The organism is Phascolarctobacterium faecium DSM 14760 (assembly GCF_003269275.1).
Lineage (GTDB): Bacteria > Bacillota > Negativicutes > Acidaminococcales > Acidaminococcaceae > Phascolarctobacterium > Phascolarctobacterium faecium.
In genome coordinates, this window is record NZ_QLTS01000001.1 from 546,930 (window position 1) to 559,850 (window position 12,921).

At 42.3% G+C, this 12,921-nt stretch carries 12 protein-coding genes; all 12 read right to left on the reverse strand.

All coding sequences use genetic code 11. From position 1 onward, the window contains the following. Nucleotides 1–11: 11 nt before the first annotated feature. Nucleotides 12–2,777: an ATP-binding protein gene (locus C8D73_RS02625; protein WP_113077218.1), complete on the reverse strand. Its 2,766-nt coding sequence runs from the start codon at nucleotides 2,775–2,777 to the stop codon at nucleotides 12–14. A gap of 178 nt (nucleotides 2,778–2,955) precedes the next feature. After that, a complete protein-coding gene (locus tag C8D73_RS02630; protein WP_046430154.1) occupies nucleotides 2,956–4,617 on the reverse strand; it encodes a sensor histidine kinase in 1,662 nt (553 codons plus the stop codon). After that, nucleotides 4,607–5,287 (reverse strand): winged helix-turn-helix domain-containing protein, encoded by a 681-nt coding sequence (locus C8D73_RS02635; RefSeq protein ID WP_021718894.1) that lies wholly within the window; start codon nucleotides 5,285–5,287, stop codon nucleotides 4,607–4,609. The genes C8D73_RS02630 and C8D73_RS02635 overlap by 11 nt, the downstream gene beginning before the upstream one ends. Then, nucleotides 5,259–5,939, reverse strand: a complete 681-nt coding sequence (phoU, locus tag C8D73_RS02640) for a phosphate signaling complex protein PhoU (protein ID WP_113077219.1) — start codon at nucleotides 5,937–5,939, stop codon at nucleotides 5,259–5,261. The genes C8D73_RS02635 and phoU overlap by 29 nt, the downstream gene beginning before the upstream one ends. Further along, nucleotides 5,939–6,691: a phosphate ABC transporter ATP-binding protein PstB gene (gene pstB, locus C8D73_RS02645; protein WP_113077220.1), complete on the reverse strand. Its 753-nt coding sequence runs from the start codon at nucleotides 6,689–6,691 to the stop codon at nucleotides 5,939–5,941. Before pstB ends, phoU begins: the two co-directional genes overlap by 1 nt. A gap of 1 nt (nucleotide 6,692) precedes the next feature. Continuing rightward, nucleotides 6,693–7,559, reverse strand: a complete 867-nt coding sequence (gene pstA / locus C8D73_RS02650) for a phosphate ABC transporter permease PstA (RefSeq protein WP_113077221.1) — start codon at nucleotides 7,557–7,559, stop codon at nucleotides 6,693–6,695. After that, the gene (gene pstC / locus C8D73_RS02655; protein ID WP_113077222.1) at nucleotides 7,556–8,410 is read right to left on the reverse strand and encodes a phosphate ABC transporter permease subunit PstC; all 855 of its coding nucleotides are present in this window, start codon (nucleotides 8,408–8,410) and stop codon (nucleotides 7,556–7,558) included. The genes pstA and pstC overlap by 4 nt, the downstream gene beginning before the upstream one ends. A gap of 70 nt (nucleotides 8,411–8,480) precedes the next feature. Then, complete coding sequence (locus C8D73_RS02660) at nucleotides 8,481–9,368, reverse strand: substrate-binding domain-containing protein (protein ID WP_113077223.1); 888 nt, start codon at nucleotides 9,366–9,368, stop codon at nucleotides 8,481–8,483. Nucleotides 9,369–9,556: 188 nt separating this feature from the next. Further along, nucleotides 9,557–10,093, reverse strand: coding sequence for a hypothetical protein (locus C8D73_RS02665; RefSeq protein WP_113077224.1), 537 nt, complete (start codon nucleotides 10,091–10,093; stop codon nucleotides 9,557–9,559). Nucleotides 10,094–10,143: 50 nt separating this feature from the next. After that, complete coding sequence (locus C8D73_RS02670; protein WP_146739216.1) at nucleotides 10,144–10,839, reverse strand: hypothetical protein; 696 nt, start codon at nucleotides 10,837–10,839, stop codon at nucleotides 10,144–10,146. Nucleotides 10,840–11,176: 337 nt separating this feature from the next. Further along, nucleotides 11,177–12,037 carry a polyamine aminopropyltransferase gene (gene speE / locus C8D73_RS02675; protein ID WP_021718902.1) on the reverse strand — a complete coding sequence of 287 codons (861 nt, stop codon included), beginning with the start codon at nucleotides 12,035–12,037 and terminating at the stop codon, nucleotides 11,177–11,179. 12 nt (nucleotides 12,038–12,049) lie between these two features. After that, entirely contained in the window at nucleotides 12,050–12,865 is an 816-nt protein-coding gene (speD, locus tag C8D73_RS02680; protein WP_021718903.1) for an adenosylmethionine decarboxylase, read from the reverse strand. Nucleotides 12,866–12,921 lie beyond the last annotated feature (56 nt).

Genomic DNA, 12,921 nt, shown 5'->3' on the forward strand with positions numbered 1-12,921 from the left:
AATACTATCAGCTAATGCAGAAACTTTTCAATACTTTTATACAATTGTTCCACATCGAACGGCTTGGGAATAAAAGCATTCATTCCCGCAGCCAGCGCTTTCTCACGATCTTCCTGCAGCGTATTGGCGGTCATAGCGATAACTGGTATTTCCTGTGCGTCGTCCCTGCTCAAAGACCTGATCTCTGCAGCAGCTTCAAGCCCGCCCTTTAGCGGCATCTGCAGATCCATTAAAATCAGGTCATAAGTGCCTGGCAAAGTTTCCTGAAACCTGTCTACAGCCTGCTGTCCGTTTACAACGCGTTCAACGTGTACCCCCTGCATTTCCAACATCGTTACGGCAATCTCGGCATTAAGATCATTATCTTCTGCCAACAAAATATTTTTACCCGCTAAATAACTATGTATTCTGACTTCGTTATTATTCTCCAGGATTTCATCAAACTGTTTTTCGTAAACAGGCAGCTTGATAGTAAAGAAAAATTCAGAACCTTTTTCAACCTCACTGCGTACACTTAAAATACCGCCCATCAATTCTACCAAATTGCGGCTGATAGCCAGCCCCAACCCAGTTCCCTGCTGATTGCTGCGGCTTTTTCGGAAAACCTGCTCAAACGATCCAAAAATACGTTCCAGATCTGTTTCAGGAATACCAATGCCTGTATCACAAACACTGAAACGCAGCTCAAAAACCCCTTCTTCAGCAGCACTTTCCAGAACCGTCACCGTTATCTCGCCATTGTTTTCTGTAAATTTATGGGCATTGGAGAGCAAATTAATAAGAACCTGTTTTAAACGCAGCTCATCTCCAACAAAATTTTTATGTGTAAAACAGCATTTAAACTGTAATTTGATTTTCCTCTCTTCCGCCATCACCAGAAAAATATTGCTCAGCTGCCGCAGCAGATTATCCATAGAAAAAGGTCTGCTTTCGATCTGGATCTTGCCGCTTTCTATTTTTGACATATCAAGGATATCATTGACGATCGATAATAAAAATTTAGCAGAAGAATCAATTTTGGAAATATTTTTCTGCGTCACAGGATCCCCTTCACCGGAAAGCCGCATCAGATTAGCCAATCCGATGATTGCATTCAAAGGAGTTCTTATTTCATGTGACATCCTGGAAAGGAACTCTGAACGCACCTTGCTGATGTTTTCTACTTTTTTCATTTTAAAATAAATGACCTGATTTTTCATTTTAAACCAAAAATACATAAAAACAATCGTTACCACAAGTAAAATAAACCCAATTATGATCAGAGAAAATATGACTGGATTAGAATAAACCAAAGCCTTGAAAGACATTTCTTTCTTGCCAGACATCAAGGTATTATTGGATAAAATCTGCGCAGTCTGCTCATTGGACAGGTTGACCAGACTTTTATTCAAAATAGAATACAGCTGTATATCATTACTGCTGCTGATCCCCAAAGACAAATATATCTCAGGACTCTCTATAACAGGAATGATATTAGTATAATAATCACTCATATACAGATCTTCCAAAACAACGACAGGTATTCTGCTATAAGAAGCTTCTCCCGAATCTACTGCATTCAGACATTCTTCATATGTATCAAAATGCGCAACGTCTGTATGTTTGATATTACGCGATGCACAGCTGCCGTTTATGACTGCAGCAATATTTTTATCATTTGGGAAAGGTGTATACTTATTACGCATGATGATAGAATTAAGCATCATATAATTTTTGGTGATATTTAAACCATCAGGATTAAAGGCGTCATTTTCATTGATATAATAACCAAGGATATCTGCCTGACCGCTTTTGACCAATTCCAAAGTCTGCCCATAGGAAGCAGCCGTTATATACTCAAACTCCGCTCCGATCTGAGCAGCAATCAATGCAAAAATTTCAGGAACGATACCTTTAGGTTCACCATCCTTAATATAATAAAAAGGATAATTGTTTTTTACTACAGCTACCTTAAATGGGCCATTTTTATGTATAAACGTACTTTCCTGTTCTGAGAATACAGCAGTGTTACTGTAATTAACAGGAAAATATTTTTGAAACAGGGCTTCGCCAAAATTCGGATTGACTGCATAAATCTTTTTTATAGCTTCATTCAGCTGCGCACTTGTTTCCGGATCGTCCTTTCTGGCAACGATATAACAAGGTTCAGAATTAAAACGCAATGCGACATTATAATCAGCCAGCTTGTTAAAAAGATCGCTTACTAAAAGCAGATCCACTTCACCATTATCCAAAGAACTTTCAAATTCATCAGAAGTACCGTAATATTTGATATCGCTTTTTATATCATTGAATTCTAAAACATTATTTAAGCGCTTTATTTTATCAGTAGCCTTGGCAAAAACACCAATCGTTTTCCCTTCCAGACTTTTGATATCAAATCCCTTGATATTCTGGTCATTTTTGTTATAAATCAGCAAACTGTAGCTATAACCCATCAGATGTTCAGGATAATACAGGTTTTCACCAAATCCAGGTGACTTTAACACAGCACCCATAAGATCATATTTATTATGTTCCATATTTTTTATTGACTGGCTAATGGAATCTCCAATAAACTCATATTCCCAACCTGTATATTTAGCGATTTCAACTAACCATTCATAGACAACACCGCCACGTGTGCCATCTGCGTATGTCTCACATATACCGCGTGTTTCAGGGAATGCCACCTTTAAAACTTTTTTAGCCTGTGTTTCTGCAGCATTTGCAGTCACACAGGCACAAATAGATATTATTATCGCTAACCAAACAAAAGTACTTTTAAGAAGCTTCATATGAAAATTGCTACCTTATCTTTCCTGTCAATCAAGCTTGTTTATTATGTTTTTTAATATTTATATTCATTTTAACAAAATTATATCTTTTGAGCAATTAAATATAAGTTTTATTATTAATTTTACAATAAAAACAAAACACCCTCCATCAAATAATTATTGGTGGAGGGTGTTTAAATTATTTACGCGGCAAAAAGATTTTTATAGTAGTCCCTTTGTCCAGTTCACTTTCCAGCTCAATGCGACCTTTATGGAACATCACCCCATGCTTGACTATGGAAAGTCCCAAACCTGTGCCGCCGGTTTCTTTAAAGTGACTTTTATCAACCCTGTAAAAGCGTTCAAAAACCCGCTCTTTATCAGCACTGCCGATACCGCAGCCGGTATCCTTAAATGTCAGTACTGCTTCACCGGGAATTACGGCTACTGTAATCTCAACGCTGCCGTTTTCACGATTATACTTGATCCCGTTGTCAATAAGGTTATAAATAACCTCGCTCAAAACTGCAGGTACTCCTTCTACCTCAGCTTCACAGCCACTGACGCTTATTGCGACATTTTTTCCGGCAGCCTGTTCCTGCAGACGCTGAACTGTACCTTCAGCCAGCTTTTTCAATTCGATAATTTCCAGGTTGTTCATATTATTCGCCGACTCGTCTAAACGCGACAGTTTCATAATATTATCGATAAGCACAATCAGATGCCCGGCCTCACTGTAGATTTTTTCCAGGAAGCGCTGCTTATCTCCTTCCTGAACTAACCCGTTTTTCATAATCTCAGCATAACCCAAAATCGACTGCAGCGGTGTTTTCAGTTCATGCGAAACATTTGCAGAAAACTCACGCCGCAGTGTTTCTGCTGCACGCTTTTCAGTAACATCAAAAATCAGCAATACGCTGCCTTTACCGCCAACACTGCTGCCGCATAGCTGATAAAAGCGCCCGTCCTTCTGATACAGACTTTCACCGCTGCCGCCCACAGCTACCTTCTGCAGCAGCTCCTGCACTTCCTGGCCTCGCTCCAAAGTCAGAATATTTTTACCAACTACTTCATGATCCTGCAAACCAAATAATTTGGCGGCACTGTCGTTGATCGATAAAATATTCTGCCGGTCATTCAAAAGGATCAGACCCTCATTCATACTCTGAGTAATAGCCGCCAGTTCATTCTGCTTCTGCCGCAGCTGCTTTAAGCCTTCTGAAACCTGCCTCTGCTGCTGGGCGATCCGTGTTAAAAACGGTGCCAGTTCATCATAAGTATCATTTTCCAGTGGATTTTCCAGGTCCACCTGATCCAGCGGTAAAACCATTTTATCAGTAATCCGCCGTGCCAGAAGCATAGCCACCAAAGCCACCACCAGCACTACCGCGATCATATAGGGAATACTGCCGGCCACCGTCGCAAAAACAGAGTCTGTCGTTCTTGCAACACGCAGTATATCACCATTATCCAACCGCAGCGCAAAATAAAAAGTTTTTTCTGACAGAGTATCGCTCATACGCTCGGCCAAACCAATTCCACTTGCTAACGCTTCCTGTACTTCCTCACGATCTTTATGATTGAGCATTTTTTCGGCTGCCACATGATTGTCATAGATGACCCTGCCGTCAGGAGCAATCAAAGTAACACGAGTCAGCTTACCGCTTTCCATGGTCAATGCCTGCAGATAGCTTTTCCCGCTCTGTTCCAGACCCATTTTTATAAAAGTTGCTTCCTGTCTCAAATCACGCTGCATTGTGGTCATCGACCCCTGGTACATAATAACCGCAATCAGCACGGAAGCAATGATAACAGCCGCCGTTGACAAAAACAGCAGACCGCTGAAAATTTTATTTCTCATAGCCAGCTCCTATACGATAACCGACGCCGCGTACAGTTTCTACCAATGCTCCTGCTTCGCCCAGTTTCAGCCGCAGCGTACGCACATGAACATCGACAGTACGTGTCTCGCCGGCAAAATCATAACCCCAGATATCAGTTAAAAGCTGTTCGCGCGTAAAAACCTGTCCCGGCCGCTCTAACAGCTTATGTAAAAGCTCAAATTCCTTAAATGTCAGAACTACCTCCTGACCACCGGCCATCACGCGGTGTTTATCGATCTCCATTACCAACTCGCCGGCAGTAAGCCTGCTCTGCTTATCCTCCTGCTTATAACGCCGCAGTACGGCTTTGACCCGCGACACCATTTCCATCATGCCGAAAGGTTTGGCTATATAATCATCAGCCCCATTATCAAGACCATGAACTTTGTCGAATTCTGAGCCTTTGGCTGTTGCCATGATCACCGGCACCTGTGCGGTCCGTTTATCGCTGCGCAGCCGCTTCAGCAGACTAAGGCCATCTTCACCCGGGAGCATGATGTCCAGCAGAATCAGAGTCGGCTTGCCGCATTCCAGCGCTTTGAACAACTCATCACCGCTGCCTACGCCCAGAGCTTTAAAACCAACTGACTGCAATGTATAAACTTCTAATTCACGAATATTAGGATCGTCCTCCACGCAAAAGATCATGCACAGTATCCTCCTCATGTGCTCCTGTAATCATAAACAGCACCCATTGGGAAATGTTTACCGCATGGTCGCCGATTTTTTCAAAATACTTGGCGATCATCAGGTAATCAATAGCCTGCTCTCCGCTATCCTGCGTGCTGCGTATGACCTGGATCAATTCTTTTTTTGCCCTGCTGAACAATTCGTCAACGACATCATCGTCACGCTCTACCTGCTGAGCCAGGCGCAGATCGCCCTTCACAAAAGCGTCCAGACTGGTACTGACCATCTTTTTCGCCGCTGTCGCCATTTGCTGCAAAAGCGTTGTATCGTAATCCCTGCCAAATTCAGCCTTGCCTAAAATCTCAGCAATATTGCCCGCCTGTTCGCCGATACGGCTCAAATCCGTAATCATTTTCAGCGCCGCTGAAATCTGACGCAAATCAGAAGCGACAGGCTGCTGCTTCAAAAGCAGATTTATACAAATATTCTCTACTTCCCGCTCTTTTTCCTCTGTGCGTTTGCCTAAAATAATAATTTCTCTGTTCAAAGCATCATTATCTTCCTGCAAAGCCTGCATCACATGCTCCAAAGCATTCTCGCACAAAGTGCCCATTACGATCAGTTCTGTGTTCAAAAGCTCCATCTGAGCCGCAAATCTGCTCCTTACCATCAGCCAAACCTCCCTGTAATATAATCTTCAGTCTTTTTCTCCTGCGGGTTCGAGAACAAACTATCAGTATCGTTGAACTCTACCACTTCACCCAAAAGAAAAAAGGCTGTTTTATCAGAAATACGCACCGCCTGCTGCATATTATGCGTTACAATCACGATAGTATAATTTTGCTTCAATTCCAATGCCAAATCTTCTATTTTCAGGGTCGAAATCGGGTCCAGTGCCGAAGTAGGCTCGTCCATTAACAAAACCTCCGGCTGTACCGCCAGCGCGCGGGCAATGCAGAGCCGCTGCTGCTGACCACCAGAAAAACTCAAAGCGCTTTTATCAAGCCTGTCCTTGACTTCATCCCAGATTGCCGCCTTACGCAAAGCCTCCTCCACCATATCATCCAGCTTAGCTTTGCCTTTGACGCCATGTGTTCGAGGTCCGAAAGCAATATTATCATACACACTCATCGGAAAAGGATTCGGCTTTTGAAAAACCATGCCCACACGTTTACGCAGCAAATTAACATCGTCATTGGCATAAATGTCATCATTGTCCAGCAAAACCCTGCCTGTAATACGGCAGCCTTCGATAAGATCGTTCATTCTATTCAAAGATTTCAGCAGTGTTGATTTGCCACAGCCAGAAGGACCTATAAATGCAGTAATCTCTTTTTCCGGTATCCGCATATTGATATTTTTTAGCGCATGGAATTCACTGTAATATAAATCCAAAGTTTCAATAGCTATTTTCGTATCCATATTATTTTCCCTTCATCAATTGTTTTGCCAGTCTGCTCGACAGAGCGTTGATAGCAACAACGATCACAACTAAAATTACAGCCGTCGCATAAGCCTGTTTCATGTACAAACCCTCGCTGGCCAGCACATACATATGTACTGCCAGAGTTCGTCCTGACGACAGCACCCCGTCAGGAAGTGCCGCCACCGTACCGGCTGTATAAATAAGCGCTGCCGTTTCGCCTACGATTCTGCCAATGGAAAGAATAACGCCCGCCAGAATACCGGGAACCGCTGAAGGCAGAACTACGGCAAAAACGGTCCGCAGCTTGCCTGCCCCTAAGCCATAACTGCCTTCACGGTAGCTGTCAGGGATCGCTTTTAATGCTTCTTCTGTCGTGCGCATGATAAGAGGTAAAATCATGATCGCAACAGTACAGGCGCCGGCAAGTAAGGAATAGCCCCATTTCAAATAAGTAACGAAGAACAGCATACCAAACAAACCATATACAATCGAAGGGATACCGGCAAGAGTATCAGCAGTTACACGTACCAAGCTTACCAGCCTGTTGCCGCGGCTGGCATATTCGACCAGATAGACCGCCGCAAATATACCAAGCGGAGTCGCAATAGCCAGCGCCATTATTACCATCAGCACTGTATCAACCAAAGCAGGAAACAGAGAAACATTTTCTGAATTATACTGCAAAGCAAACAAACCTGTTTCTATATTTGGCAGCCCCTGCCACAAAATATACCCCAGTAAAAAACTCAACACCATGAAAGTAATCAGCGCTGCAGCAATCACACAGCCCAGTAAAAACAACGACAGCGGATCGCGTCCGCATTCATGCAGCTTACGGTTAAGCTGCGCTTTTAAACCCGTCATTGCTGCACCACCTTACCTTTCAGGTACGAAAAAGTCAAATTAATAATCAGGATAAATACAAACAGAACGACAGCCGTTGCAATCAACGCATCACGGTGCAGATCCGCAGCATATCCCATTTCAATGACAATATTTGTTGTCATCGTGCGCACGCCTTCTAAAATACCTATAGGCATTCTGGCCTGATTGCCTGCGACCATAATTACAGCCATCGTCTCGCCGACGGCCCGTCCCATTCCCAGAATGATCGCCGCCATAATCCCCGACTTGGCAGCCGGCACGACTGTAAAAAATACACTGCGGACATGCCCTGCTCCTAAAGCCAGAGCCCCTTCATAATAACTGTCAGGCACCGCACGCAACGCGGCTTCAGCGACGCTGATCAGTGTCGGCAAAATCATCATGCCTAAAAGCAGTGAAGCCGTAAGCATACTGCTGCCGGTACCGCCGATATGTTCACGGATAAACGGGACCATCACTACCAGTCCGAAAAAACCATAGACAACTGAAGGAATACCAGCCAGCAATTCTACAGAAGGCTTCAGCACATTGTATATTTTCTCAGGACAGAAACGCGCCATAAAGACAGCCGTCAAAATCCCGACCGGAACTCCAACGACGATCGCTCCCAGCGTAACGTACAAGCTGCCCAGGATCATCGGCAGAATGCCGTAGACATCGTTGGCAGGACGCCATCTTTCTCCTAAGAAAAAATCTGCAGCGCCGATTTTGCCGATAGTCGGCAGCCCGTTGGCAAACAAAAACAGACAAATCATAGCTACTGTAGCGATAGAGGCACACGCCGCCAGCAGAAAAACAAACTTCATTATTTCTTCTTTACGCTTCTCCATACTCCCTCACATTATACAGGCGGCTGCCCCTAGAGGCAGCCGTTAGTTTACAGTGTTCAGTTTTATCTGCTTACAGTTTATTCCATTCAGTAATCTTGCCGGTAAAGATCGCTTCGACCTGTTCTTTTTTCAGATCGCCGACTTTATTATCTTTATTTACGATTACCGCAATACCGTCAGTAGCGATAACAGTTGCTTTTAAGCCCTGTTCCAGCTCGCTCTTCTTCAAGTCGCGTGAAGCCATACCAATGTCACATATACCGCTGACAGCAGATTTAACGCCGGTAGTGGAATCACTGCTCTGGATCTCGATATTAGCAGCCGGATTGATTTTCATATACGCTTCTTTCAGTTTCTCCATTGCCGGAGTTATGGAAGACGAACCTGCTACAACTACTTTACCTGCCGGTTTGGTTCCTTTATAAGGCGCAGCTTTGTCATCGCCGATGCAGCCGGCCTTAGCTACTACCTCCTGGCCTTCTTTTGACATAATGAAAGCAACGAAATCCTGGGCAACTTCGCTCAAACCATCTTTCGTACAGATATTGAACGGACGGGCGATTTTATAAGCACCGCTTTTTACATTGGCTGCACTTGCTTCTGCACCATCGATTTTCAGCGCTTTTACTGTATCATTTAAAGAGCCCAGTGAAATGTAGCCGATAGCGTCTTTATTACCGGCGACAGTAGTCATCATGACCGAAGTATTATTGGTAATGGCAGCATTATCAGTAGTATGGTCGATTTTTTTGCCGTCAGCATCCTTCTTCTCAATACCGAACAATTCTATAAAGGCACCGCGTGTACCGCTTCCATCCTCACGGGAGATAACAACGATCTTACTGCCTGCTGCCGCATTATCAGCCTTCTTTTCCGATTCACTGCTGCCGCAGCCGGTAAAAATAATCGTACTCATTGCTGCTAATAAAATACCTGCTGCTTTTTTGTTCATTTTCATCACTATAGCCTCCAAAATTTTTATGATTTATTTTTAGTTTTCTGACTATGGCTATAGCATATCCCAGCAAAGTAAAATCCGTTAGCGCAGTTTTGTAAAATCAATGTAAAGTTTGTAAAACGAACTGTTTTACAAAAAACAGCCTCCAACAAGTAATAAAACTTGTTGGAGGCTGTTAAAGATTATTTTTAAAGCGGAAGCTTGACTGAAATCGCTTCGCCAGCTCTGAACAGTATGGTATCTAACGCCTTCTGTGCAACTGATCCGCTGCCGATAAAGAAATAGTCAGTAGAATCTTCAGCTTTTATCAAATATTTTTTATTATAAAGTTCTTTATCATTCTTTAAATCCACGATCCGCAAAACCAGCCCGGTTTCCACATTTTTATCAAAATATATAAAATTAAAATGTGTTTCTTTTGTAATGGGCTGCAGCTCGGTATAAACAAAATAATCTGCCCCGCAGCCATCAACCTGCGCCGTCAATTCTGCAAATGAAGCTTTTTCGAATGACTTTTCTTTGAAGTTTTCACCATAAGGTTCAGCATCGATTTCAAGATAAATTCCTTCGATTTTCTTCTGCAGCTTTTCCAATGCTATTTGGGTAAGCTTTTCATCATAACGTGTTCCGGCGATATTGTTAAACACCAAAAGCACGCTGCTTTTCTGTCGCAAGCTTTTAGCCGCTTCAGCTTCGCAGGCCGCAGTAAAAAATACAAATATCATTAAAAAGACCCCCATAAGCCTTTTATCAAAATATTTTTTCATTATAGAACCTATTTTTTATCAGCAGCTACCGCAACAGATTTTTCTTCCGGCAATCTGACAGTTAAAACAGAAGTGATCTGTTCGTTGATCTTATTCAGGGCTTTCATGGCAACCGATTTATTACCTATGCCGCCGATCATTGTTCTGTCGGAAGCTTTCTCAGTAAACTTGCCATTATATAAATATTTACCATTTACCAAATCAATGATTTTCAATGGTACAGTAGTCGTTATATCTTTACCAACTGTAAAGAACGTCACTTTGTCTCTTGCTATAAACGGCTGCACTTCAATAAAAACGACATAATCAACATCTTCACCTTCAAAAGCATCAACTATATCGGCTCTTTCAGCCGTAGTAATATCAACAATACCAACTTTGTTTAACTTTTCGATATATGGTTCACCATTGATATAAATATATTTATCATCATTGATGCATTTTTCCAAATTGCCTAAAACCACTCCATCTACTTCGTCATTATAAGTAGTCTCGGCATTATTTACATAAAGCACAGCTACTTTAGGCATATTTTCCATTCTTTTGGCTTTTTCTGCCTGATATACCGGGTCGCTCTCCACCCTGATTTTTTCCATTCTTTCACGCATAGACACAGGAGCGTCAGCAGGTTCTGCAGCAAGTGCCGTAGCTGTGCTGAGTGCAAAGATCATAGTTAATAAATACAAAATTACTTTCTTCACCATTATCCCACCATTCTTATTTTTATGGACTTCCATAAATTCTTTACTGTATCTGATAATTTATCACCTCTTAATTCTACAGGTAAAAAACTTCACCCAATTATTATTCTTACAGCAAAAATACTATGCAAATACACTTTAAAGTTTTGCTTGTATTTTTATAAATAAATCATAACACACATACATATATCCAGCAATACTGTTAAAATAAAATTACAAAAAAATAATCTTATCACACATTTTTCAAACAAAGCCATCTATGTTATAAAATCACAAAGCGGCAACACAATAAATGTGTTGCCGCTTTTGCAGACAAACCTGAATACCTTGTTACGAATCATTAATCTTCTTTTTGAAGTTCTTCCTGTACATAATTAGGCAGAGCAAAAGCACCGAGATGTACCCCGGGATTATAATAACGATTTTGCAGCCCAAATTCAGACCAGCGTTTAAAGTCAGCATCTTTCACTGGATCAAGACCTTTCGAAGCAAACCCGAACAACCAGTGTCCAGAAGAATAGGTAGGCATATAAAATTGATAAACTGTTGCTATGGAAAATACCGAAGCAAGTTTTTTATGCGCCCGGCGCATTTCATACGCATATTCTTTATAGTAAGGTGATTCGTGCTGATTGATCAAGATACCCTTATCATTCAGCGCCCGGTAGCAATTGCGGTAAAACTCGGTCGTAAAAAGACCTTCGCCAGGTCCAAGCGGATCTGTAGAATCGACGAGTATCAAATCATATGCACCCTCAGGCGCGTCTTGTACGAATTTTAACCCGTCGCCAAAAATCAGATTGATCCGCGGATCATTATCCAGCGCACAAGCAGTCTGTGGAAAATATTTCTGGCACAGACGTACGACACGTTCATCGATTTCGACCATATCTACCTGCTCTACTGTTTTAAAGCGGCAGACCTCACGTGCAGTACCACCGTCACCGCCGCCAATGATCAAGACCTTTTTGATGTCCGGATTAACTGCCATCGGCACATTACTGATCATTTCATGATAAATAAATTCGTCCTTTTCGGTAATCATAATCAGCCCGTCTAAAGTGAAAAATTTACCAAAGGTTTCCGAATCAAAAAAGTCTATTTTCTGAAAGGGAGTCTGCTCGCTATATAATTGCTCTTTGACCAAAATCGAAAGTTTGGCGTCGGGAGCGTGAAATTCAGAAAACCATAAATCCAGCATACTTACTCCTCCTTAAAGATTGATGCGGTCCATATTTTTACCGTAGAAGATCTCGTCCATTTCATGACGCAGCTTGGCCTCAATCCGTTTTACTTCGCCTGGATGCAGCTGTTCTTTGCTAAGCCCGAACAGATAGTTATCAAGGTCGAAATCTTTGAGCTTACACTTGGTATGGAAAATATTTTCCTGATACACGTTCACGTCTATCATCTGGTAATGTTCCTTTACCAGCTCAGGGATATAATCTTGAATTGAAGTGATATTGTGATCTATAAACAGTTTATGTCCTGTAATATCACGCGTAAAACCACGCACACGGTAATCGATAGTCATAATGTCGGTATCGAAACTGTGGATCAGATAATTAAGCGCTTTCAGCGGTGAGATCTCACCGCAGGTAGATACGTCGATATCGGCCCGAAAGGTACTGATACCACCGATAGGGTTATATTCGGGATAGGTATGCACCGTGATATGGCTTTTATCTAGATGGGCTAAAACTGTTTCCGGTAAAGGGCCCGGAGCGGAACTGTTATCTTCAGCACCAACGCTGTGCAGACAGCCTTCGGCAATGAGGATAGTGACACTGGCGCCCTGCGGCTCATAATCCTGCTTGGCGATGTTCAGAATGTTTGCTCCGATAATGTTGGAAACATTTGTTAAAATTTCCGTAAGACGGTCGGCATTATACTGCTCGTCGATATACTGCAGGTAAGCCTCCCTGTCTGCTACCGTCTTAGTGTAGCAAATGTCGTACATATTAAAGCTCAGGCTTTTCGTCAGATTATTGAAACCATGTAGCTTTAATCTCTTTACCTCTTTCTCCAATTCAACAAATCAGCTCCTTGTCACCAAATTTATTGCAAGTTTGCAATATGGATTAT

Bases quoted from the DNA above. Each gene is read 5' to 3' on its own strand.
- C8D73_RS02625 (WP_113077218.1), bottom strand. From the start codon at position 2,777: ATGAAGCTTCTTAAAAGTACTTTTGTTTGGTTAGCGATAATAATATCT.
- C8D73_RS02630 (WP_046430154.1), bottom strand. From the start codon at position 4,617: ATGAGAAATAAAATTTTCAGCGGTCTGCTGTTTTTGTCAACGGCGGCT.
- C8D73_RS02635 (WP_021718894.1), bottom strand. From the start codon at position 5,287: ATGATCTTTTGCGTGGAGGACGATCCTAATATTCGTGAATTAGAAGTT.
- phoU (WP_113077219.1), bottom strand. From the start codon at position 5,939: ATGGTAAGGAGCAGATTTGCGGCTCAGATGGAGCTTTTGAACACAGAA.
- pstB (WP_113077220.1), bottom strand. From the start codon at position 6,691: ATGGATACGAAAATAGCTATTGAAACTTTGGATTTATATTACAGTGAA.
- pstA (WP_113077221.1), bottom strand. From the start codon at position 7,559: ATGACGGGTTTAAAAGCGCAGCTTAACCGTAAGCTGCATGAATGCGGA.
- pstC (WP_113077222.1), bottom strand. From the start codon at position 8,410: ATGGAGAAGCGTAAAGAAGAAATAATGAAGTTTGTTTTTCTGCTGGCG.
- C8D73_RS02660 (WP_113077223.1), bottom strand. From the start codon at position 9,368: ATGAAAATGAACAAAAAAGCAGCAGGTATTTTATTAGCAGCAATGAGT.
- C8D73_RS02665 (WP_113077224.1), bottom strand. From the start codon at position 10,093: ATGATATTTGTATTTTTTACTGCGGCCTGCGAAGCTGAAGCGGCTAAA.
- C8D73_RS02670 (WP_146739216.1), bottom strand. From the start codon at position 10,839: ATGGTGAAGAAAGTAATTTTGTATTTATTAACTATGATCTTTGCACTC.
- speE (WP_021718902.1), bottom strand. From the start codon at position 12,037: ATGCTGGATTTATGGTTTTCTGAATTTCACGCTCCCGACGCCAAACTT.